Raw genomic sequence first — 22,911 nt, forward strand, 5'->3', positions numbered from 1 at the left:
GAGGGGCTTATGTCTACATCCATTAAAAGCATACGCATTCATCCCGGTATCGGCATGGCCCGGATGGGCAACAGCGACGAGTTCTTCATTGGCCCCGAGGCACCTGGGGTAGTGGTGGATCCCGGTGGCAAGGGCGGGCCTGGGCCCGATGGCGGTAGCTATCGCGATGCCGATATGCGCCTGAAGCGTCAGGCCCAGCGCTATCGTGTGTATGCCTATGATTCCGATGACAAGGTCATAGGTGAGCTTTCCACTGCTTCCGATCAAGTGAAGTCGCTGCATTGGCGCGTCCATGTGCGCAACATGAAAGCGGCCAATTATGCGTTTCAGGGGGCTTATCTGTTTGACCCCGACCAGTTGCGTAATCCGGGCATTCAGCCGGGCTTGAAACCCAGCGAACGTGATCAACTGATCATTGATCCTGGTGTGCAGACGATCGCCTCCGGGCAGCGTGATGCGGTGGTGTTGAAGGGGGATGTCTTCACTGGCATCAAAAAGGGCATGCTGCCTGGCACCTTGCGGTATGAAGGGTATACACCTGCCGATGTCACCCAGGATGTAGAGGTTACTTATACCCCGGCGCATGATATCGAGCTTGGCCAGCTACGACTGGACGAAGCCGACCGCTTACTGTTTATCGCGTCGCCTGGCGGGGGTGAATGTGTCACCACCCCCAAGGTGACTCTTTCCAATCCCAGTGAATTCCATAACCCGCCCAATGGCCCGGAGGGCGGCAAAGACCCGCTGACCAACCAGTTTGCGTATTTCAATATTCCCGGTTGGTGGGATGATACCTGTGGCGGCGAAATCGATGTCACGGTTACTTTGGCCGACGGTACAGTGCTTAGCACGCGCGATGGCGTGACCGCTGCGACGGATGAGGGCAGCCGCAATCCTGTGCGCGGTGCCTGGGTTGTGACCGCACCGCCCAAATATGCGCCACATATGATGCATGTGGTGTCCATTCTGGATCGCGTCTACGAGGCCTTTCCGGAGGTCTATCCGTATATGGGCCAGAAAACCAATTTTTACCGGGACGTCTATCCTGTGTTTGCCAAGGCGGTAAATTACGGCTGGGTGAGTGCCCAGGCGGCAGGGGTAGACCCCAGCACCAAGAACCTGGCGCATGGCCCCAAACAGCCCGGCAATCTGCTTAGCCCGGATTACATCAAGGTGTTGTCCAATCCTGGCGAAGACTTCAAAGCGTTGCGCCAGCGCATTTATACTTTGATGCGACATTCTGCCGGCACGCGTCACCGGTTGGTCGACTCTCTGTTACCTGCGCCGCCGATGCGACCCGACAGCTGGCAGGATCCGCAATTCTCCCGCAACGAAGACGAGCATCAGATGCCCAAGTTGTGGGGGTCGGGTGGGAAGCCTGCGCAAAACAAGCAACTGGGGGACAATTTTCCCAATCAGTTTCTGAGCCTAACCGATTGGCAGTTGCGCCATTTGCAAGACTGGGCCGAAGGCAATTTTGAAACCGGCACCCTACAGGCCCCGGCGGCTTTGGATAAGTTGCCACTGGCTCAACAACCACATGCCCTGGATGCTGCCGCGCTCGAACCCACCATTGGTGGGGGGTTCCACCCGGGTATCGAGTTTCCCTACCTGATCATCTACCGCGAGAAATTTGCCGCTGCCTTCCGCGTGGCGGGAGATATCGAGCCCGGCGCACTCAGTGCCTATATGTCCAGCCCCTGGCAGGGAGACTTCTGGTCTTGCAATACCGCCTGGTGGCCCACGCAGCGGCCTGATGTCGTGTTCCAGTACGACAGCAAAACCCAAGAACGTACGCACCGTGAGTGGTTCAGGGGTTATGACGAAACCGGTGAGCCACTGTCGTCCACTGACGGGTATGACCAGATGCTGTATGCCTGGCCCAAGCTGGGGATGGTGTTGCCGCTGAAATCTGCCGATGGTGAACTGATGCGTGATAACGGCGAAGTTGTCTTTATCGAGCAAGAGCGCGACCCGGCCCTGGATCGGCCACCCGGCAAAGCGAGCTGATGGCCCCAGAGGCCTCAGTGGCGGGCACGCCCTGGGATGTCGTCATCGTAGGGGCGGGGCCCGCAGGCTGCGCCAGCGCTATCACGCTGGCACGCTTTGGCTGGCGTGTACTGTTGGTAGAAGCCCGTGTCGCGCCGCGTTTCAAGCTGGGGGAGTCCATTGCTCCCGGGGCCATGGGCTTGGTGCGGCAGTTTTTGGGGGCGTCGATGGAGGCACTTGGAGGTGCCTCCGGTAGTTTTGAGACAGCTGGCAATGTGTCTGTATGGGTCGAGACACAGCCTGACACCACGGATTTTTTCTATACCGCCAGCGGCCACGGCCTGTGTGTCGACCGCCTGGCTTTTGATCAATCTCTGCGCGACCAGGCGGTTGCTGCCGGTGCGACCCTAATGATGGGTGGGCGCTTTATAACATGTGCCCTGCAAGTGGGGGGTACGCTGCGCTGGCGGGTGAAGCTGGCCCAGGCTGACGGAGAGTCCATGCATGAGGCTCGCTTTCTGGTAGATGCTTCCGGGCGTGCCGCTGTCGTGGGCCGTGCCCTAGGGGTGGCGTTTCATTCCTTGGACGGCCTGTTTGCCTATGCCCGGTGGTATGACACCGCTGAACCGGATGAGGATAGGTTCACCCGGATAGAATCCGGCCCTTCGGGCTGGTGGTATAGCAATCGGCTGCCCGGTGAAAAATCCCGGCGTTTGCTGGTGTTTCATACGGATCATGATTTGCCTGCCGCCCACCTGGCTGTGCAGCAAACGGGTTTTGATGCCGTGTTGCAGGCCTCCACCCATTTGCGCCCTCTGCTGCAGGCCAAAGGGTATGTGGCGGACGACACCCCGATCCGGGGGGCACCGGCAGGCAGCCAGCGCTTGCAGGATTTTGGCGGACAGGACTGGCTGGCTGTAGGGGATGCGGCCCAGGCCTATGACCCTCTGTCATCCCAGGGTATCTGGAAAGCCCTGGACAGTGGCAGCGAAGCCGGCCATCAGGTGCATTATCAGTTGCAGGCAGCTGTGCCTGCAGGCCATGCGCAGATCCAGATACAACATTATCTGGCCGGCCAGGCGCAACGTTGGAACCACTATGTGCTGCAGCGCAATTTTTATTATGCGCAGCAGCAGCGCTGGTCTGACGAGCTTTTCTGGCAGCGTCGGCGGGGCGACGGACGCTGATCGGCAGAGAGGCATGGAACAGCGTGCTGTGTATCCTCGATTTCCCGATCTGCCCGATGAGGTGGTTTTTTGTTTCTGGCATACTGGCTCCGATCAACTCATCGGAGGTCTGTATGTCAGACGCGCAAAGCAAGATTCAAGAAAGCAAGATCAGCCGTAAGCATCGTGCTCGAGCAGCGGATGTTGTGGGGCAGTTCCTTGCGATCAGAGCCAGCCTGAAACAAGCTGCAGCGGGCGGCGATGAGATTGATGACCTCGACGAGGTCGCCGCCCAGCTAACCGTGGCGGCATTCAAGCACGCCCAGAGGTAGTGATCGGCAAGTGACAAATGCGCCTCGCCTTTGATGAACTGACCTCCGGAAGTTGGACGGTCACAGGTTGGTTGGCCAAGGCCTGAGTTCGGTATTGCCACGGGACTCAGGCCTTTTGGTTTTGTCCTGACGCGTTCGTGATTGTAGTAGTGAATGTATTGATGGATATGGGTGGCGGGACGTATCGGCCTTGGGACTTGTCCTTGGCTGCTTTACGATGTGGGTTGCTCATGTGGCTGCAGTGCCCGGCTGCTTGGGCCGGGCGCCTCATGGTGGTTAAGGTAAGATGTTTTTCACATCTACAAGGAGATGCTTATGAGTTATGACAAGGTTGATTGGTCTGATGCCCCCGAGGCTGCGCAATGGTGGGCGGTAGACGGGGAAGGCTATGCTTATTGGCTGTGCGGGCCTAGAGCCGACGACTTCTCGCTTGACTGGGTGCAGGAGAGTTTCGATGCCCCCACGTTTGACTATACCGGTGACTGGCGGGAATCGCTTACCCTGCGCAGTAGCTAGTTCCATATGACCGTTCGAGTAGCCATTCTCGGAACGCTGGGACACCCGAGCGCCGCAAACGGTAGGCCAAATTGCTGGACACCATCAAGCGATCATTTTGCGCCCCCTAGTGGGGTTTTTATTTATGTGCAGTCAGTGCGGCATTTGTCAAAAGTGTTTACATAGTGCTTGCATAGAGCCGGAAAGCAAAAACGCCAACCCCTAGGGATTGGCGTAAGTGCTTGATTCTATTGGTGGCCCCCCCGTGAGTCGAACACGGCACCAACGGATTATGAGTCCGCTGCTCTAACCAAGCATGAGCTAGAGGGCCTTGGAGGCGCGGATTGGACAGCCAATCTGGCCTGCCTGGAAAGCGGCAATTATCGCACAGGATCATCTGCTGGATGAGGGCTGCGCGATAGCGCCGCCGGGTGCGCCGGCATCTTGATCCGGCTTTTCGGCCAAAATGTGTCATCATCAAGGCCATGAGAAGTAGATGGGAGAACTGGGAAATGAGAATCTTGATGTCGTCTGCAACCGTGTCCGCCCGCATTGTCCGGGCAGCGGGGATGGCCGCTTTGGTGGCTTTGCTGGCAGCATGCCAGGCCGTGCCGCAGCATCAGCAGGCAGCCACCTCTGGTTCTGCGGTGTCTACGGCCCCAACAGCCCCTGCCTCCGGCCTGAACGCTCCTACAACCCGCAAAATAGGGCCAGTACAAACGCTTGCGGCAAATTCGCAGGCAACGGATGTCAGGGTGTTTTTAGCCGATACGCATGCGCATCCGGGGTGGACCCCCGTACCGCTCAAGCCCTCCGGGCTGTTGTATGTGCGCACAGATGCCATCGTCGATCGCAGTGATCTCATGGGCGTGCAATCAGCTGCAGATCAGGCCGGTGGTGGCGTGCTGGTTCTGATCCTCAGCAACGATGGCTTGCAGAAGCTTAATGCACAAACCAAGGCTCACCCAGGCTTGCATCTGGCCCTTGTGGTGGGGCAGGTGATGTTGGCTGCACCGCAATACACGTCGCCCATTACCCAGCAGCAGGTGGCGTTTGGGGTTGGATCCGTCCATAACGCCGAGTTGGCTGCGCGCTCCATTGCCGGGCTTCAGCAGCCCTAAGCGGTTTTCGGTAAAAGTGCAGATGCTTTTTCATTTGCACATATAAGGTTGTGCTAACAATCCCAGGCTGGCGCAATGTTTTCGCCAGCCTGTTTTGTTGCTTCTATCCCAACTCGGCCGGGATCAGCCCAAATTTTGCTTGCCTGAATGGCGTGTGATCAGTGAAAATCTACGCATTGCGTATATAGGAACTCATCATGGCTGTTTCCCAACAAGTTTTTCTGCGCGATGCCATGCGTCGCCTGAACCTCACCCGGGATGTCTTTGCCGGGCGCATTGGCGTCAAGCGCCGTGCGCTGGATACCTGGCTTCTACCCGAAGGTTCTCAAGAAGCCCGCAGCATGCCCGAGGTGGTCTCGCGGTTTGTCACAGAAATCGTCGAAAACGAAACCCTGATGCAAAAGTATGCGCAAAGCGCACAAAGTGGCTCTTTGCGCGACCGCATTGCTGTAGACAATAAACACCAGTTGCTGTCTGTGGATCAGTTCAGCCGCGAGTCGGTGGAAGACCTGTTCCGTGTGGCTGATCTGATGCAGCCCATCGCCCGGCGGCACAAAGTGTCTCGTGTCCTTGAGGGCGCGGTACTGGGGAATTTGTTTTTTGAGGCCAGCACCCGCACGCGAGTAAGCTTTGGGGCAGCATTTTGCCGCCTGGGCGGCTCGGTGTGCGATACCACCGGGTTTACGTTTTCATCGATGGCCAAGGGAGAGTCTATCTATGACACCAGCCGGGTGATGAGTGGGTACGTGGATGCCATGGTGATCCGCCATCCGGAGAAGGGCTCAGTTGCCGAGTTTGCGGCTGCCACCAATATCCCTGTGGTCAATGGCGGTGATGGCGCCGGAGAGCACCCCAGCCAGGCGTTGCTGGATCTCTACACCATCCTGACCGAGTTTTCGCGCTTGGGCAAACTGCTGGATGGCGCTCATATCGTCATGGCGGGCGACCTCAAATACGGCCGCACCGTGCACTCGCTCATCAAGTTGCTGGCTTTGTATCGGGGGCTGAAGTTCACCTTGGTATCGCCGCCGGGGCTCGAGATGCCGGACTATCTGCTTGAGAAAGCCAGCCGCAACGGTCATGTGATCGAGCAGACGCATGATCTGGCGGCGGGCCTGAAAGGGGCGGATGTGATTTACGCCACGCGGGTGCAAAAAGAGCGCTTCACGGGCGAGAACCTGGAGGGCTATTCGGCCGAGTTTCAGGTAAACAAGGCGATTGTCGACGCGTGTTGTGGGCCGGATGTGATTGTCATGCACCCTTTGCCACGGGATAGCCGTGAAGGTGCCAATGATCTCAGTACCGATCTCAACCACGACTCCCGCCTGGCGATTTTCCGTCAGACGGATAATGGCATCCCCTTGCGTATGGCCATTTTTGCAGTCCTGCTGGGTGTCGAGGGGCTGGTGCAGCACTCGCTAAGGGATGTCACTTGGTTGCCGCCCTCTCATATCGGACCCGACGACAGCGTGTTTCACGGCCTGGATTAACGCCACAATCATTTTGTGGCGCTGCAGATGGACGGCCAGGCTTACTGGCCGTCTGTCCTGAAGCCATCCAGGCTGGTCACCAGATCGTCCAGCAAACGGGCCAACTCTCCCGTCATCAGGGCAAAATCGGCATCAAATTGCTCGGCTTCGTTCGCTGTCTGGGCATCCTGGTGCTCTTTCAGTACGTCCAGGGGCGCCACGCGCTTGATGTCCAGTGTGTCGGTCAGCACAAACGAGACGCGATCATTCCATGTCATGGCCAGGCGCGTGCACTGTTTGCCGGCTTCAATGTGGCGTCGCACTTCGTCGGGGTCTACGGTTTGCCGCACGTAACGAACTGTCGCGCGGGATTCTCCGCTGGATCGCAGCTCGGTGTCCTGGTCGATGGTAAAGCCGTCCGGAGCTTCGTTTTCGCTGAGCCAGCGCGTCATGGCAGCTCCAGGCGAGGTCTGCACATGCAAAGGCAAAATGGGAAAAGGTGTCAGGGTTTTGGCCAACAGGCTCAGGACCTCATCGCTGCGGGCCACTGCTGCCGCGTCGATGGCAACCCAATGGTTGATGGTATCGATCCACACATGGGTGTCGTGCGCGATCACAAAAGCGCGCGGGAGCAGCTCCATGGTCATCTGCTCCTTGATGTCCTTCATCTGCTTGCGGCCGGGCTTGTAGCCTTGCTGCTCTTCGATTTGTTGGGCCCGGGCACGGCTGGCCTGGTTGATGACGGTAGTAGGCAGAAGTTTTTTTTCTGTTTGTAGTCGCAGCAAGATCTGGCCGTGCTGACCATAGGCCAGACCACTGTCATCGCGCGGCGGCATCCAGCCGGATACCTGGCTATCCTGGCTGCTGCCCGGACGAAACGCCAGGGGCTCCAGGGCGGTGTCCAGGTCTGTCAGGGACAGTGAGGCATTGGGGGCAAGACGATACAGCTTCAGATTCTTAAACCACATGGCAGTCAGCAAAAGAGGGCGTTGGAAACAGGGCCCTGATTGTACGCGATGGGTGCGGTTGGGCTGCTGCAAGCGTGCGCGGGGCATGGATGATGCATTGCCGGCACAAAAAAATGGCCCGGTCGAGACCGGGCCCTGAGAAGCAAAGTCCTGACACAAAAAGGCTCGCGGGGGGTGCCAGGACAGCGGTGCAACAAGCGGGATCTGGCCTGGGACGCAAGGGGGAACAAGAGAACCAGGGCACAGGCTTGATGCACAGGCGCAGTTTAATGAAGAGTGCCTGACGAAACTCTGAATCAACACGCGGTTTTTGGTGCGAGTCATTGGGCGTTGAGATCGTTATGGCGTGTTTCGCGAATAAAGAGCATCCCCACGACCAGCGTCATGGCGCACACGATCACCGGGTACCACAGGCCGTCGTACATATCGCCAGTGGTTGCTACCGTAGCAAAAGCCACCGGCGGTAAAAAGCCGCCAAACCAGCCGTTGCCAATGTGATAAGGCACGCTCATCGAGGTATAGCGGATGCGGGTGGGAAACATCTCTACCAGCATCGCTGCAATGGGCCCATACACCATGGTTACCTGCAATACCAAAAAGAACAGCAGCAACAGCACCATGATGTAATTGATTTGCGAGGGGTCTGCGTGCGCTGGATAGCCGTGGCTGCGGATGGCTTCTCGCAGGCTGGCTTGCAGCACGGATTCTCGCAAGGCAAATTCGGCACGTGACAATCCGGTGCCTTCAAATGAATCAATGCGTTCGTCGCCCACCATCGCGTAGGCCACCGAGCCAGGCGGCGCCGGCTGATTGATGTAATGCACCGAATGGCTGGCCATAAAGGCCTTCAGGAGATCGCAGGAGTTGGTAAACGAGGCGATTCCCACTGGATTGAATTGCAGCGAGCACGCATTGGGATCGGAGACCACATACACGGGGGCTTGCTGCTGGGCACGCTCGAGTGCCGGGTTGGCGTAGTGCGTCAGCCCCTTGAACACAGGGAAGTAGCTCAGGCTGGCAATCAGGCAACCGGCCATGATGATGGGTTTGCGGCCGATGCGGTCGGACAGCGCCCCAAACACCAGGAAAAATGGGCAAGCCAGCAATAAGGACAGGGCCACCAGGATATTGGCAAGGTTGGCGTCTACCCGCAGGCTTTCAGTTAAAAAATAAAGCGCATAAAACTGTCCTGTGTACCAAACCACTGCCTGTCCGGCGGTCAGGCCTATCAGGGCCAGCAGGATCAGGCGCAGATTGCGCCACTGGCCAAAGGCCTCTTTGATTGGCGCACGTGATACCCGCCCTTCGGATTTCATTCGGGTAAAGGCGGGCGACTCGTGCAGACGTAATCGGATCCACACGGAGATGACCAGCAGCAGGACGGAGATCAGGAAAGGGACGCGCCAGCCCCAGGACTCAAAGGCTTCCTGCCCCAGGGTGGCCCGGGTGCCCAGCACCACCACCAATGACAGAAACATCCCGGTGGTGGCGGTGGTCTGAATCCAGCTGGTAAAGAAGCCACGTCGGTGGTTGGGTGCATGCTCGGCAACGTAAACGGCCGCGCCGCCGTATTCACCGCCCAGGGCCAGCCCCTGCAACAGTCGCAGCAACAGTAAAATCATGGGTGCTGCGATGCCAATGGAGGTGGACGCAGGCAGTACGCCCACCAGAAAGGTGGACAGGCCCATGATCAGGATCGACACGACGAACGCATATTTGCGCCCGACCATATCGCCCAGCCGGCCAAAGATCAGTGCACCAAATGGACGTACGGCAAACCCGGCGGCAAAGGTGAGGAGGGCAAAGATAAAGCCCGCAGTGGGGTTGACCCCCGAGAAAAAATGCTGGGCAATGATAGCTGCCAGAGAGCCGTAGACGTAGAAGTCGTACCACTCGAAGACTGTACCCATGGAGGATGCGAGAATCACCCGACGCTCTTCGTGCGTCATGGGGCGGCGGTCGTCGTCCGTTGGGTCGGGATCCAGGGTTTGAGTAAAGTTCATGTGTGAACCTGGGGAACGTAATCTCGTGGAAACGACACACGCAGCCGGGTGCCTGCGCTGTAGGGATCCCGATGGTTGCCCGGGGGAAGGAAGTCGATGTGTGCCTGGTGGTGATCTGCAACTTCACGGACGATGGCCAGCCCCAGGCCGCTGCCTTCGGCCTCGTGGCCCAAAATACGATAGAAGCGGTCGAATACACGGCTTTGTTCTTCTTGCGGGATGCCTGGCCCGTTATCCTGCACTTCCAGGCATACCCAGTCTTTGTCGGCCAGGGTGCGAACCGTTACCTGGCCGCCTGCCGGGGTGTACAGCAGGGCATTGTCGACCAGGTTGTTGATAAGCTCGCGAATCATCACCGGATTGCCAAAGACGGGCAGGGCCTCGCCGTCGGTTTCAAAGCCCAGATCGAGCCCGCGGCCGATGGCCGTTTCAACCCATTGGCCAGTGGCTTCCTCGGCTAGCGCCGCAAGATCCAGTTGTTCTGTGGTGCGCGACTGATTGGGGTCGAGGGATTCGGCGCGCGCCAGCAGCAGTAACTGGTTAACCAGGCGGGTGGCGCGCTGGGAGCCCGTGATCAGTTGATTGAGACTTGCGCGCATGCGATCAGGCTCGTGCTCGCGCAAGGCGATTTCGCACTGTGTGCGGATGCCCGCCAGTGGCGTTTTTAACTGGTGTGCTGCGTTGGCCACAAAGCGTCGTTGGGATTCGATGGACGCGGAGAGGCGATGCAGCACATTGTTCATGGCAGCAATCAGGGGCACGATTTCTGCCGGGGCGAGGTCGTCGCGGATGGGGGAGAGGTCGCTGGGCTTGCGCCTGCGCATGTGCTCTTGCAACAGGCTGAGGGGCTCGAGGCCTTGGGTAAGGCCAAGCCCTGCCAGCATCGCCGCCAATGGCAGGATGATCAGCTGCGGGGTAAGCATGCCCGTCAGGATCTCTTGCTGCAAGGTGGCGCGTGCCTCGGCTGGCTCGGCCACCACGGCAAGAAACCCCAGGCCGTCCTGGTCGCGCCCTCCCCATAGATAGGCCAGACGTAATGATTGGTGGTTGAGCGTAGCGTTTCGGTAGCGGATCTGGTCGATGTCGTAGGCCCAGTTCTCGGGGGTCGGGATGAAGGGGTCTCCGGCCATCAGGTGGCCGTTGGCATCCAGGATCTGCCAGGTGGTGGGGCTGTCTTCACCACTGCCGGCCAGTACGGTTCGGGCGGATTCTGACAGCGTAATTGGCTTGCTCAGGCGTTGTTGCTCGACTTCGTGTCGCAACAGGCGCAAATGGCTGGCCAGTGTGCGATCGTAGGGTGAGTTGGCGATATTGAGAGAAATAAAGTAGGTGATGACGATGCCGATGGACCACATCACAAACAAGGGCACAATCATCCACAGCAGGATGCGTCCCAGCAGGGTGGGGTGCCGGCCGGTGCGGCGCCAGCGGCGGCTGTTAGAAGAGGATGCGAACATGGGCGACGTCAGTCGACCGCCGTGGCGTCTGCCGTTTGGTGACGGCTTTCAGGCTCGAGGCAGTATCCCAGGCCTCGCACAGTAAGGATATGGAGATCGGCAGGCTCGATTTTTTTGCGCAGCCGATGAATGTAGACTTCGATGGCGTTGGTGGTAACTTCTTCGCCCCATTCGCATAGCAGGTCGACCAACTGGTGTTTGCTGATCATGCGGCCGCTGCGCGATAAAAAGATTTCCAGCAGGCTGGTTTCCCGGGCGGAGAGCTCGATGGGGACGCTGTCGATGGTGGCGATCCGGCCATTGAGGTCGAATTGCAGGCGCCCGTGACGCAATACCGAGGCCCGGCCCCCGCCATGACGGCGGATCAGGGCGCGCACACGGGCTTCGAGCTCGGTGAGCGCGAAGGGCTTGGACATATAGTCGTCGGCACCCAGATCCAGGCCTTCGACCCGTTGTTCGATGGAATCTGCTGCGGTCAGGATCAGTACCGGCAAAGGGATACCCCGCTGGCGCAATTTGCGCAGCACCGCCAGGCCGTTGAGTCGTGGAAGCCCGAGATCAAGAATCAGGAGGTCGAAGGTTTGCAGCTGCAGGGCGGAGTCGGCGCTGGAGCCGTCGTGGACCACGTCCACGGCATAGCCGTCGTAGCGCAGCGATCTGGACAGCCCGTCCGCAAGAATGCTGTCGTCCTCGGCAATCAGGATACGCATGGCGGAGATGACATCGATTGGAAGGGTTGGGGTGCAGGCACCCGGTTGTTTCAGATTGTCGCATGGGCCCTGACCCTGCGTCATTTAGGGTTAACGATGGCCGTTTATGCAGCGGATTCTGGACAACAGTGTCATAACTGGGATTTTATCCAGTATAATTTAATGCAATAATTTCTCTCATGACTGCAGCCAAACCCGTTTTACGTAAAAGGAACCCACCCATGGACGAACGCACCAGCAAGGCCAACCCCGAACGCGCCAAAGCGCTGGCTGCCGCGCTGTCACAGATCGAAAAGCAATTCGGCAAGGGCTCGATCATGCGCTACGGCGATAACCAGATCGAGCACGACATCCAGGTGGTCTCCACCGGCTCCATGGGGCTGGATATCGCCTTGGGTGTTGGCGGTCTGCCCCGTGGTCGGGTCGTCGAGATCTACGGCCCCGAGTCCTCAGGTAAAACCACGCTTACCCTGCAGGTCATTGCCGAAATGCAAAAAATCGGTGGTACCTGCGCATTTGTCGATGCCGAGCACGCACTCGACGTGCAATACGCCTCCCGTCTTGGCGTCAACCTCGAAGACCTCCTCATTTCTCAGCCTGATACCGGCGAGCAAGCCCTCGAAATCACCGATGCGCTGGTGCGCTCGGGGTCAGTCGATCTCATCGTCATCGATTCCGTCGCTGCATTGGTTCCCAAGGCCGAAATCGAAGGCGACATGGGCGATTCTCTTCCCGGCCTGCAGGCCCGCTTGATGAGCCAGGCACTGCGCAAGCTCACCGCCACCATCAAGCGCGCCAACTGCATGGTTATCTTCATTAACCAGATCCGCATGAAAATCGGCGTCATGTTCGGCAACCCCGAAACCACCACCGGCGGCAATGCGCTCAAATTCTATGCTTCGGTGCGTCTGGATATTCGCCGCATTGGCTCCATCAAAAAGGGCGATGAAGTCGTGGGCAATGAAACCCGCGTCAAGGTCGTCAAAAACAAGGTGGCGCCGCCTTTCAAACAGGTCGAGTTCGACATCATGTATGGCACAGGTATTTCCCGCGAGGGTGAAATCATCGACCTCGGCGTGCAGACGGGCCTGGTCGATAAATCCGGTGCCTGGTACAGCTACAATGGTGAGCGCATCGGTCAGGGCAAGGATAACGTGCGCGAATACCTTAAAGAGCACCCCGACATGGCCTTCGATATCGAAAACCGCGTTCGAGAGCACATGGGCATTTCGCTTCGGGCCACCCCTGCCGGCGATGTTGCGGCCAAGGCAGATGCCGATTAAGGCATCCCGTCCTGCGCTTAGCCTCAAGGCCCGGGCTATCGGCTATCTATCCAGGCGAGAGCACTCTCGCCTGGAGCTCCAGCGCAAGCTGTCTGCTTATTCCGATGACCCCACCGAGATCCAGGCTGTTCTCGACGAACTCGAACACCAGCATTGGCAATCCGATGCCCGGTATGCGCGGGCCTACGCACACCGTACGGCTGCGCGTCAAGGGGCCCGCCGCATCATGGGTGCCTTGCGTCAGCAGGGCCTCTCAGACACGCAGCTGGCCGATATCCAAGAAAACCTACAAGCCACCGAGCCCCAGCGCGCCCAAGACGTGTGGCAGCGCAAGTTTGGCGCCTTGCCGGCCGATGCCCGAGACTACGCGCGGCAGTACCGCTTCCTGGCCGGCCGGGGGTTTTCGTCCGGTGTCATCTCCAGGCTGCTGTCTGGCCGTGGCATGGATGACGATTTCACCGGGCACTCTGGCAGCCGCCCCGACGACGTCATCCTTGACGAGCCGGGCGATTATTAACCTCTTGCGCGTACATCTGCTGCGCGAGGGCTTGCTGCAATTGCCCTGGCACCCGTCCTGACGCCTGCCTTTCTCTGCCAGCGGCCCACCAAAATTACTGGCGTGCCTGCCGGATGCCCGGCAAGGTCTCAAAGCAGGTGCGTCTGGCCTGCTCCACAAACGCTTGCATATAGGGTGTGTCGTTGTCCTCGGTTCGCCGGCCTGCTTGCAGGGTGCGCCAGATGCCCTGGCCCAGACGGCAGATTCTCAAGCCTGGCAGATTTTTGTATTCATCCAGTGCCCAGCTGGGCAGGGCGGCCACTCCACGGCCACTGGCCACCAGTTGCACGATCATAGGGGTCAACTCTGCTGTGCGGGTGCCCACCGGGTCGATGCCGGCGGGATCCAGAAAGGTGGTGAAGATATCCAATCGGCTGCGTTCAACCGGGTAGGTAATCAGTACCTGTGTGGCCAGATCTTCCGGCTCTACCGGGCGTGCTTTGCCGATATCGCTTTGGCTGGGCACTGCCAGCACCAGCTCGTAGGTAAAGAGCGGTGTGTAATCCACCGCATCCAGCGCCTGGGGGTCGGAGGTGATCACAATGTCCAGATCCCCTCGGGTCAACGCAGGCAGCGGCGCAAATGAAAAAGCGGCAGACAGATCCAGAGAGACCTCCGGCCAGTCTTTGCGAAAGGTGTCCAGCGTGGGCATCAGCCACTGAAAGCACGAGTGGCAATCGATGGCCACATGCAGGCGGCCCGCTCGTCCGGCGGCCAGGCGTCGCAGCTCAAGCTCCGTGGCTCGAATCCGCGGCAGCACATCCTGAGCCAGAGTCACCAGCCGCAGGCCGGCCGTGGTAAGCCCTGCCGGACGGGTGCGGCGATTCAGCAAAGGTGTCTTTAGTCGCACTTCAAGATCGCGCAACTGATGGGATAAGGCGGATTGAGTGAGATGCAGGCGTTCGGCGGCCTCCTGCAGACTACCACCGTCGCGAATGGCCAGCAAGGTTTCCAGGTGTCTAACTTCTATCATGAATTTTTCTCATGTTAAGAGTGCAGGATTTGGTTTTTTATTTCTTAGAACCATAGGCAAAATAACATTGGTTGAAGAATTCTAAATCAAACGAGCGATAAACATGACAGTTATTCATAATCTTGGCTTTCCGCGCATTGGTGCACAGCGCGAACTCAAGCGTGCCCAGGAAGCCTATTGGGCAGGGCGAGCAGACCAGCAGAGCTTGCTGGATACCGGGAGCGCCTTGCGGGCCCGCCATTGGGAAACCCAGGCGCAAGCAGGCATGCAATGGGTGCCGGTGGGTGATTTCGCCTGGTACGACCACATTCTCGAGTGGACGACCTTGCTGGGCGCCGTGCCAGCCCGTTTTGGTCAGGCCGATGATGCCCCTGTGACGCTCGATACCTTGTTTCGGATGGCTCGTGGCCGGGCGCCATCCGGTACGCCGGCAGCCGCCTGCGAAATGACCAAATGGTTTGATACCAACTATCACTACATCGTGCCCGAGCTGCACCCGAACCAGACGTATCGCATTGCCCGGGAATCCCTCTTTGATCAGGTGGCCGAGGCTCAGGCCCTGGGCTATCAGGCGCGGCCCGTTATTCCGGGGCCCCTGACCTGGTTGTGGCTGGGTAAAGGCGACGCTTATACCGAAGGGGTTGCCGACAGCCGTAAGCTTGAGCTGCTGTCTGCGCTGCTGCCGGTCTATGAAGAAGTGTTGCAGCGTTTGGCAAAGCAGGGTGTGGACTGGGTGCAGATCGATGAGCCGATTCTCGTGCTGGATCTGCCGCCCAGCTGGAAGCACGCCTTTGCCGATGTCTATCAACGCCTTGCTCAGAAAGGGCCCAAGCTGCTGCTGGCCACATACTTTGGCAGCATCGAAGGCAATCTCGACGCATTGCGTGCGGCACCCGTGCAGGGTGTGCATATTGATCTGGTCAGGGCTCCGGGGCAGCTGTCCCCAGTTCTGGCTGCCTTGCAGCCGCAACAGATCCTCTCGGTGGGGGTTGTGGATGGCCGCAATGTCTGGCGTGCGGATCTTGACGGCATTCAGGCGCAAATCTCTGATGCGCGGGATCAACTGGGTGAGCGGCTTTGGCTGGCGCCATCATGCTCGTTGCTGCACACGCCAATTGATCTGGCCCTGGAAACAGGCCTGGATGCCGAATTGCGCAGCTGGCTGTCCTTTGCAATCCAGAAGCTTGATGAGCTCAAATTGCTTAAGGCTTTGCTTAGTGGCAGTGCAGACGCCTCCGAGCAGGCGGCGTTGCAGGTGGCCAGGCAAGCGTTGAAGGATCGTGCCGGATCGCGTCGTATCCACCGTGAAGATGTTGCGCGCCGTCTGGCGACATCAGACACCATCAGTCGCGCACGTGCGCCATTTGATGAGCGGATTCGTGTGCAACAACAACGCCTGAGCTTGCCCCGGTTTCCGACCACCACCATCGGCTCGTTCCCGCAGACGCCCGATATCCGCGCCCTGCGCCGTGACTGGCGGGCAGGCACGCTGGGAGATGCTGCCTATGAGAAGTCCATCCGCGAAGAAATCGAGAAGGTCATCCGCTTCCAGGAATCGATCGGGCTGGATGTGCTGGTACATGGCGAGCCCGAGCGCAACGACATGGTGGAATACTTTGGCGAGTTGCTGGCCGGATTTGCGTTTACCGCCTACGGCTGGGTGCAAAGCTATGGCTCGCGTTGTGTGAAACCACCTCTCATTTTTGGGGATATTGCCCGCCTGGCACCCATGACAGTCGCCTGGTCTGCGTATGCCCAGTCGCTTACCGATAAACCGGTCAAGGGAATGCTGACGGGCCCGGTAACCATCCTGCAATGGTCTTTTGTGCGCGACGATCAGCCGCGTGACGAAACCTGCCGGCAGATTGCCCTGGCATTACGTGATGAGGTGCACGATCTGGAACAGGCAGGCATCACCGTGATTCAGATTGATGAGCCGGCGTTTCGGGAGGGCTTGCCCCTGCGCCACGGTGATTGGGCCGCCTATCTGGCGTGGGCGGTGGACAGCTTCCGGCTGGCCACCAGTGGTGTACGGAACGACACCCAGATTCACACGCATATGTGCTATTCCGAGTTCAATGACATCATCGAAGCAATCGCCGCCATGGATGCCGATGTCATCACCATCGAAACGTCACGGTCCAATATGGAGCTTTTGGGCGCCTTCGAGGCATTTGCCTATCCCAATGACATCGGGCCGGGGGTCTACGATATCCACTCGCCCAATGTTCCCAAGGAAGCATGGATGGTGGATCTGATCCGCAAGGCAGCGCAGCGTTTGCCGGCCGAGCGCCTATGGGTAAACCCGGACTGCGGCCTGAAGACCCGGGGCTGGCCGGAAACCAGGGCGGCCCTGGAATCCATGGTGCACGCCGCCCAGACCTTGCGTCAGGCAGCTTAAGGGGTTCGGACATAAGCAAAATGGTATGCACGTTATAATCGAAAGATTAACCAGTTTTCAGTCGATTGCATTTCCATGGCTTTGTCCGACCCGGCGTGTCCCCGTCAACCCGTGCATACGCGTACTATTCGCGTGCAAACCTATGCACGGGAGGACGGGCTGTGGGATCTCGAAGCCCAGCTGATCGACACCAAGGCCTACGATTTCCCCATGCATAGCGGACGTACCCATAAAGCGGGTGTGCCTGTTCACCACATGCATCTGCGTGTCACCATCGATGCGCACTACACCATCACCGACGCAGAAGTTGCTTACGACGCGGCGCCTTACGGCGAATTCTGCAGTGCGATTGCACCCGACTACAAACGGCTGGTGGGCCTTAATCTTCTCAAGCAGTTTCGTCATCAGGTGCGCGAGCGCTTTGGCCGCACGGCCGGCTGCACGCACGTCACCGAGCTCACTAATGTATTACCGACGGTTGCCATCCAGACGATGGCTGGTGAGCGCCGGCAGCAAACAGACGGCCAGCGGCCCTTTCAGCTGGACGGCTGCCATGCATTACGGGTCGATGGGCCTGTTGTGCAAGCCCATTACGCACCCTGGTATGTTCCTCCGGATGCGCAACATGAAGGCTAGACTTCCGGGCCTGGCCCAGGCCTGTGGTCCGAAACGGGCTACGGGTGGTTTTCTTTTTTCTTCAATGACAGGTAACTCATGAAAATTCACGAATATCAAGGCAAGGAATTGCTGAAGAAGTTTGGCGTGACTGTCCCGCGCGGCATCCCCGCGTTTTCGGTCGACGAAGCAGTGGCAGCCGCCGAAAAACTGGGCGGCCCTGTGTGGGTGGTCAAGGCGCAGATCCATGCTGGTGGTCGTGGAAAAGGTGGCGGCGTCAAGTTGGCACGTTCCATCGAAGAAGTCCGCCAGTTGTCGTCCGAGATTCTGGGCATGCAACTGGTCACACACCAAACCGGCCCAGAAGGCCAGAAGGTGGGACGCCTGCTCATCGAAGAAGGCGCGGACATCAAGAAGGAATATTACGTCGGCATTGTCACCGACCGCGCTTCACAGCGTGTGTGCGTCATGGCGTCCAGCGAGGGCGGCATGGAGATCGAAGTCGTTGCCGAGAAAACACCCGAGAAAATCCTTAAAGTATTTGTCGATCCGGCCACGGGCCTGAACGACGCAGACGCCGCGCAGCTGGCGCGCGGCATTGGTGTGCCCGACGCGTCGGTGGCCAAGGCGGCTGCCGAGTTTCAAAAGCTGTATCAGGCATACTGGGAAACCGATGCCTCTCTGGCTGAGATCAACCCCTTGATCCTCGAAGGCAACGGCAATATCAAGGCACTGGACGCCAAGTTCAACTTCGACGCTAACGCTTTGTTCCGTCATCCTGAAATCGTCGAATACCGCGACCTCGCCGAGGAAGATCCGTCCGAGATCGAAGCCAGCAAGTTTGACCTGGCCTACATCCAGCTGGACGGCAACATCGGTTGCCTGGTCAACGGTGCCGGGCTGGCCATGGCCACAATGGACACCATCAAGCTCTTTGGTGGCGAACCCGCCAACTTCCTCGACGTCGGCGGTGGCGCCACAGCCGAGAAAGTGACTGAAGCCTTCAAGATCATGCTCAAGAACAAAGGCGTCAAGGCTATCCTGGTCAATATCTTTGGTGGCATCATGCGCTGCGATGTGATTGCAGAAGGCGTGATTGCAGCGTGCAAGGCCGTCAACCTCAGTGTGCCGCTGGTGGTGCGCATGCGTGGTACCAACGAAGAACAAGGCAAGCAGATGTTGGCGGCTTCGGGCCTGCCCATCATCAGCGCTGACACCATGGCCGAGGCCGCGACCGCTGCTGTCGCTGCTGCTAAATAAGCATCACAGGAAAAAGACATGTCTATTCTGATCAACAAGGACACCAAGGTCATCACCCAGGGGATCACCGGCAAGACCGGTCAGTTCCATACCCGCATGTGCCGTGAGTACGCCAATGGCAAAGCGGCCTTTGTCGCCGGGGTTCATCCCAAGAAAGCAGGCCAGGATTTCGAAGGCATCCCAATCTACAGCTCGGTGAAAGATGCCAAGGCCGCCACCGGCGCCACCGTGTCCGTCATCTATGTGCCGCCCGCAGGCGCAGCCGCTGCAATCTGGGAAGCAGTCGAAGCCGATCTCGATCTGGCGATCTGCATCACCGAAGGCATCCCTGTGCGCGATATGCTCGAAGTACGCAATCGCATGCGCGCTGAAAACCGTAAAACCCTGCTGCTGGGCCCCAATTGCCCGGGCCTGATTACCCCTGATGAAATCAAGATCGGCATCATGCCTGGCCATATCCACCGCAAAGGTCGTATTGGTATCGTCAGCCGCTCCGGCACGCTTACCTACGAGGCGGTGGCTCAAGTTACCGAGCTTGGTTTGGGGCAATCCAGCGCCGTGGGTATCGGTGGCGATCCCATCAATGGTCTGAAGCACATCGACATCCTCAAGATGTTCAACGACGACCCCGACACAGACGCCGTCATCATGATTGGCGAAATCGGTGGCCCCGATGAAGTCGATGCCGCACGCTGGGCCAAGGACAACATGAAGAAACCGGTTGTGGGCTTTATTGCGGGCGTTACCGCACCGGCCGGCAAGCGCATGGGCCATGCAGGTGCCCTGATCTCCGGTGGTGCCGATACGGCGGACGCCAAGCTGGAAGTCATGGAAGCTTGCGGGATCCGTACCACACGCAATCCCTCGGAAATGGGCAAGCTGCTCAAGACCGTGTTGTAATATCGTGTGTATGGCGGGGGGCTGGCGCGGCTGGCCCCCAGTCCCAAAAAAGGCCCGCCAAACGGGCCTTTTTCATGGATATCCGGCATGAAAATCAAACGTCCATCTTTGCTTCAAGCCCTAATGGTGTTGGCTGCCGTGGGCTTGATTGCCCGTCTAGTGCTTTCCAGGATGACTCTCTGATGTCTTCATCTCACCCCAAAAAACTGGTCATTGCCACCCGCGCCAGCCGTCTCGCTTTGTGGCAGGCGCGTTATGTACAGGCGCGGCTGCTGGCCCTTTACCCGCAATGCCAGGTCGAGCTTCTCGAAATGACTACCCGGGGCGACCAGATCCTGGATCGCACGCTGTCCAAGGTGGGCGGCAAGGGCCTGTTTATCAAAGAGCTTGAAACCGCCTTGCTGGATGGCCGGGCCGACCTGGCCGTGCATTCGCTAAAAGACGTGCCGGTGGACATGCAGCAGCCCTTTGCGCTGGCAGCGGTGCTTGAGCGCGCAGATCCCCACGACGCCCTGGTCTCCAATACAGTGTCCAGCCTCGGCGAGCTGGCCGCCGGCGCGGTGGTGGGCACCTCCAGCTTGCGTCGTGAAGCGCAGCTGAGAACCCGTTACCCGCATCTCGAAGTAAAACCCCTGCGCGGCAATCTGGATACGCGTCTGGCCAAGCTGGATCGTGGCGATTATTCGGCCATTGTGCTGGCTGCCGCAGGCTTGCAGCGGCTGGGCCTTGCAGAGCGTATTCGGGCCATTTTGCCCGCAGATCTCAGCTTGCCGGCCGCTGGGCAGGGTGCCTTGGGAGTCGAAACCCTGGATTCGCGAACCGATCTTCAGCAATGGCTGGCGCCACTGGCTAGCCCCGAAACCACCGCTTGCACCTTGGCTGAGCGCGCAGTTTCCAAAGCGCTGGGGGGCTCGTGCCAGGTGCCCTTGGCCGCGTATGCCGTCATTGATGAAGGCCAGCTTTACCTGCGTGCACTGGTGGCCGAGCCCGATGGCAGCCGTGTGCTGCAGGCCGGGATTCGCGGTGCGGTTGCACAGGCAGAAAGCCTGGGCGTAACGGTGGCGCAAGATTTGCTTGGGCAGGGTGCCGATGACATTCTTTCCCGGCTTTCAGTGTCCTGAGCTGTCTCTCCATTGGGTGCTGGCATGATGCCTCAGGTGATCCTGACCCGGCCCAAAGGGCGCAATGGCGCCTTGGCGCGCACACTTGAACGGCATGGCTATCCAGTGCTTGACGCGCCGGCCCTGCAGATTGAGACACTGGATGCGGTTCGCCCGGTGGCCCGGTGCGGAGACGTGCTGGTATTTGTCAGCAGGCAGGCAGTGGAGGCCTATTTTCGTGGGCCCGGCACCGCTGACGGCAGCGGCGCCGATACCCTGAGCCCCTTTCATCCTGACCGATCTACATGGCCTGAGGGCGCCTGGGCCGCTGCAGTGGGGTCAGCGACGGCGCAGGCACTTGAGGCCTTTGTACCCAAGAATCAAATCCTTGCCCCCTCGTCAGAGCAGGCGCCTGATTCAGAAGCGCTGCTGGCTGCCTGGGATGCGCGGGGTTTGCCCCCCGCACAGGCCCATATCCTGCGCGCCACTGAGGGCCGTCAATGGCTGGCGGATCAACTGTCGCAGCGAGGCTGGCAGGTACAGTGTCACGCCCTTTATCGCCGGCTTGCCTGTCTATGGGATCTCGCCACCTGCCAGGACTTGTCTGCCGGCCCGGCCACAATTCTTCTCTTGACAAGCGGCCAGGCGCTGGCCGCCATCGAGAGCAGCCTGGTGCATCACCAGTTGCCCTGGCCACGCCGGCTTGGTGTGGTATCGCTGCACGAACGAATCGTGCGGCGTTTACAATGTCGCTACGCAGCCCAGGCTGACATGCACTTGCACGTTACCCTGAGCAGCCCCCAAGAAGCTGCCTTGTTTCAAGCTATAGTGGCAGCATCCGACTGCTTTCCCGAAGGATCCGAACGCCGTCATGAGTGAATCTGATCAAAGCACACCTACTGTTTCCGCACCGTCCACAGCACCCACTTCCGCCCTGGCAGATGCGCAGGCGGCCTCCCGGCCATCTGGCAGGTTGGGGCGCCTCTTGCTGGTAGTGGTGCTGCTGCTGGCTATTGCTTTGGGGGTTGGCTTATACGAGCAAAACCGCCAGTACCGGGTTCTCAAGGCAGATTTTGAGCAGCAGCATAGCCAAAATGCCCAGCTGGCCCGGGAAACCAGCCAGCAAGCCGAGCAAGCCCTGTCTCTTGCCCGTGCTCAGGCCGCACAGGTCGAAGATCTCCGCAGTGCGCTGGACGACACCAGCAGTCAGGTGCAAGAGCTCGATCAGGCGTTGCAACTGATGACGGACAGTGGCTCGGATCTTTTACTGCTCAATGACATTGATCACCTGGTTACCATCGCTCAGCAGCAGCTCAGCCTGGGTGGCAACGTGGCCAATGCCATCATCTCGCTGGAGGCCGCTCAGGCACAGCTGGCACGCGCCAATCGGCCTGGCCTGGCTGCGTTGCTGCAATCCATCAATGGCGACATCGATCGTCTCCGGGCGGTGGCCACCATCAATGTCGCGGCGCTGTCGGCACAGCTCGATCAGCTCTCCGACTGGCTGGGTTCAGCGCCTCTGTTGATGCCTGATACGGCAACCGCCGTGGCTACTGCCCCCACCACATCCTCACCCGTTCAGGCAAGCACAGTGGCACCGGCCGCATCTGCTCACTCCAACAGCGGCTGGCAAGCTGCCTTGCAGGATTCCTGGACATGGGTTCAAGGGGCTGGGCAGCAGGTGGTTCACGATCTCAAAAAACTGTTCGATATCCGGCGGGTGGATGATTCTGCCGCCTTGCTGATGTCTCCGGATCAGGCCCAGCGTTTTCGCGAGGGGCTCAAACAGCGGGCAATTACGGCACAGCTGGCGCTCATGATGCACCAGTCAAAAATCTGGAAATCAGAGCTCGCCCGTATTGCCCAGGCACTCGATCAGCGTTATGACATGCGGGCTGAGACCGCCCGCCAGGCATTAAAGCTGGCCCGTTCGCTGCATGACACCACCATCGAAATCTCTCTGCCCACGGTAGATAACAGCCTGGCAGCCATTGCCGCCGCCCGGGATGCCGAAGCTGCCCAAGAGGCTGCCCCGGAGGCCGCGCCAGATCCTTCCGAAGGCACGAACCCGCCTGCAGTGCAGTCACCTGCAACTGACGGCGCCGTCTAGGAG

The 22,911-nt window shown here is 59.2% G+C and carries 20 protein-coding genes, 1 tRNA gene and 1 pseudogene; 15 read left to right on the forward strand and 7 right to left on the reverse strand.

Annotated elements, in window-relative coordinates; all coding sequences use genetic code 11:
• Positions 1-9: 9 nt before the first annotated feature.
• The 3 genes from ABS758_RS09750 to ABS758_RS09760 all read left to right on the forward strand — a co-directional run bounded on the left by ABS758_RS09750 (position 10) and on the right by ABS758_RS09760 (position 3,487).
• The gene (locus ABS758_RS09750) at positions 10-2,010 is read left to right on the forward strand and encodes a LodA/GoxA family CTQ-dependent oxidase (protein WP_350382467.1); all 2,001 of its coding nucleotides are present in this window, start codon (positions 10-12) and stop codon (positions 2,008-2,010) included.
• Positions 2,010-3,176: an FAD-dependent oxidoreductase gene (locus ABS758_RS09755; RefSeq protein ID WP_350382466.1), complete on the forward strand. Its 1,167-nt coding sequence runs from the start codon at positions 2,010-2,012 to the stop codon at positions 3,174-3,176. Before ABS758_RS09750 ends, ABS758_RS09755 begins: the two co-directional genes overlap by 1 nt.
• A gap of 113 nt (positions 3,177-3,289) precedes the next feature.
• Positions 3,290-3,487, forward strand: a complete 198-nt coding sequence (locus ABS758_RS09760) for a hypothetical protein (protein ID WP_350382465.1) — start codon at positions 3,290-3,292, stop codon at positions 3,485-3,487.
• A gap of 76 nt (positions 3,488-3,563) precedes the next feature.
• Here the strand turns inward: ABS758_RS09760 and ABS758_RS09765 are convergent.
• Positions 3,564-3,654: pseudogene (locus ABS758_RS09765) on the reverse strand (IS3 family transposase); the annotation flags it as partial.
• Positions 3,655-3,802: 148 nt separating this feature from the next.
• Between ABS758_RS09765 and ABS758_RS09770 the strand changes: the two are divergent.
• Positions 3,803-4,003: a hypothetical protein gene (locus tag ABS758_RS09770; RefSeq protein ID WP_350382463.1), complete on the forward strand. Its 201-nt coding sequence runs from the start codon at positions 3,803-3,805 to the stop codon at positions 4,001-4,003.
• Between the two features lie 231 nt (positions 4,004-4,234).
• Here ABS758_RS09770 and ABS758_RS09775 read toward each other — a convergent pair.
• Positions 4,235-4,313 (reverse strand) — tRNA-Ile (locus tag ABS758_RS09775).
• A 193-nt stretch (positions 4,314-4,506) separates the two neighbouring features.
• Between ABS758_RS09775 and ABS758_RS09780 the strand changes: the two genes are divergently transcribed.
• Positions 4,507-5,103: a hypothetical protein gene (locus ABS758_RS09780; RefSeq protein ID WP_350382462.1), complete on the forward strand. Its 597-nt coding sequence runs from the start codon at positions 4,507-4,509 to the stop codon at positions 5,101-5,103.
• A gap of 197 nt (positions 5,104-5,300) precedes the next feature.
• Positions 5,301-6,593, forward strand: coding sequence for an aspartate carbamoyltransferase (locus ABS758_RS09785; RefSeq protein WP_350382460.1), 1,293 nt, complete (start codon positions 5,301-5,303; stop codon positions 6,591-6,593).
• A gap of 41 nt (positions 6,594-6,634) precedes the next feature.
• On the opposite strand, the gene ABS758_RS09790 is transcribed toward ABS758_RS09785, so the two are convergent.
• The 4 genes from ABS758_RS09790 to ABS758_RS09805 form a co-directional block, all read right to left on the reverse strand.
• Entirely contained in the window at positions 6,635-7,540 is a 906-nt protein-coding gene (locus ABS758_RS09790) for a recombination-associated protein RdgC (protein WP_350382458.1), read from the reverse strand.
• 320 nt (positions 7,541-7,860) lie between these two features.
• Positions 7,861-9,489, reverse strand: coding sequence for an MFS transporter (locus ABS758_RS09795; RefSeq protein ID WP_492304503.1), 1,629 nt, complete (start codon positions 9,487-9,489; stop codon positions 7,861-7,863).
• Positions 9,490-9,539: 50 nt separating this feature from the next.
• Positions 9,540-11,000, reverse strand: a complete 1,461-nt coding sequence (locus tag ABS758_RS09800; RefSeq protein WP_350382455.1) for a sensor histidine kinase — start codon at positions 10,998-11,000, stop codon at positions 9,540-9,542.
• 8 nt (positions 11,001-11,008) lie between these two features.
• Positions 11,009-11,710: a response regulator gene (locus ABS758_RS09805; RefSeq protein ID WP_350382454.1), complete on the reverse strand. Its 702-nt coding sequence runs from the start codon at positions 11,708-11,710 to the stop codon at positions 11,009-11,011.
• Positions 11,711-11,931: 221 nt separating this feature from the next.
• Between ABS758_RS09805 and recA the strand changes: the two genes are divergently transcribed.
• Both recA and recX read left to right on the forward strand, forming a co-directional pair.
• Positions 11,932-12,993 (forward strand): recombinase RecA, encoded by a 1,062-nt coding sequence (gene recA, locus ABS758_RS09810; protein WP_350382452.1) that lies wholly within the window; start codon positions 11,932-11,934, stop codon positions 12,991-12,993.
• Entirely contained in the window at positions 12,983-13,510 is a 528-nt protein-coding gene (recX, locus tag ABS758_RS09815) for a recombination regulator RecX (protein ID WP_350382451.1), read from the forward strand. The genes recA and recX overlap by 11 nt, the downstream gene beginning before the upstream one ends.
• A 94-nt stretch (positions 13,511-13,604) precedes the next feature.
• Here the strand turns inward: recX and ABS758_RS09820 are convergent, their stop codons facing one another.
• Entirely contained in the window at positions 13,605-14,522 is a 918-nt protein-coding gene (locus ABS758_RS09820) for a LysR family transcriptional regulator (RefSeq protein ID WP_350382450.1), read from the reverse strand.
• A gap of 103 nt (positions 14,523-14,625) precedes the next feature.
• Between ABS758_RS09820 and metE the strand changes: the two genes are divergently transcribed.
• From metE to ABS758_RS09855, 7 genes are all read left to right on the forward strand, one after another.
• A complete protein-coding gene (metE, locus tag ABS758_RS09825; protein ID WP_350382448.1) occupies positions 14,626-16,923 on the forward strand; it encodes a 5-methyltetrahydropteroyltriglutamate--homocysteine S-methyltransferase in 2,298 nt (765 codons plus the stop codon).
• Between the two features lie 75 nt (positions 16,924-16,998).
• Positions 16,999-17,559, forward strand: coding sequence for a DUF2889 domain-containing protein (locus ABS758_RS09830; RefSeq protein WP_350382447.1), 561 nt, complete (start codon positions 16,999-17,001; stop codon positions 17,557-17,559).
• Between the two features lie 78 nt (positions 17,560-17,637).
• Positions 17,638-18,798 carry an ADP-forming succinate--CoA ligase subunit beta gene (sucC, locus tag ABS758_RS09835; RefSeq protein ID WP_350382446.1) on the forward strand — a complete coding sequence of 387 codons (1,161 nt, stop codon included), beginning with the start codon at positions 17,638-17,640 and terminating at the stop codon, positions 18,796-18,798.
• 18 nt (positions 18,799-18,816) lie between these two features.
• Positions 18,817-19,698, forward strand: coding sequence for a succinate--CoA ligase subunit alpha (gene sucD, locus ABS758_RS09840; protein ID WP_350382445.1), 882 nt, complete (start codon positions 18,817-18,819; stop codon positions 19,696-19,698).
• Between the two features lie 182 nt (positions 19,699-19,880).
• Positions 19,881-20,819, forward strand: a complete 939-nt coding sequence (gene hemC / locus ABS758_RS09845; RefSeq protein WP_350382443.1) for a hydroxymethylbilane synthase — start codon at positions 19,881-19,883, stop codon at positions 20,817-20,819.
• A gap of 24 nt (positions 20,820-20,843) precedes the next feature.
• The gene (locus tag ABS758_RS09850) at positions 20,844-21,677 is read left to right on the forward strand and encodes a uroporphyrinogen-III synthase (protein WP_350382441.1); all 834 of its coding nucleotides are present in this window, start codon (positions 20,844-20,846) and stop codon (positions 21,675-21,677) included.
• On the forward strand, positions 21,670-22,908 hold the full coding sequence (locus ABS758_RS09855) for a uroporphyrinogen-III C-methyltransferase (RefSeq protein ID WP_350382440.1): 1,239 nt from the start codon (positions 21,670-21,672) through the stop codon (positions 22,906-22,908). The genes ABS758_RS09850 and ABS758_RS09855 overlap by 8 nt, the downstream gene beginning before the upstream one ends.
• The last annotated feature ends 3 nt before the right edge of the window (positions 22,909-22,911 follow it).

Origin of the sequence: Castellaniella sp. FW104-7C03 (genome assembly GCF_040276085.1) — a bacterium.
Lineage (GTDB): Bacteria > Pseudomonadota > Gammaproteobacteria > Burkholderiales > Burkholderiaceae_B > Castellaniella.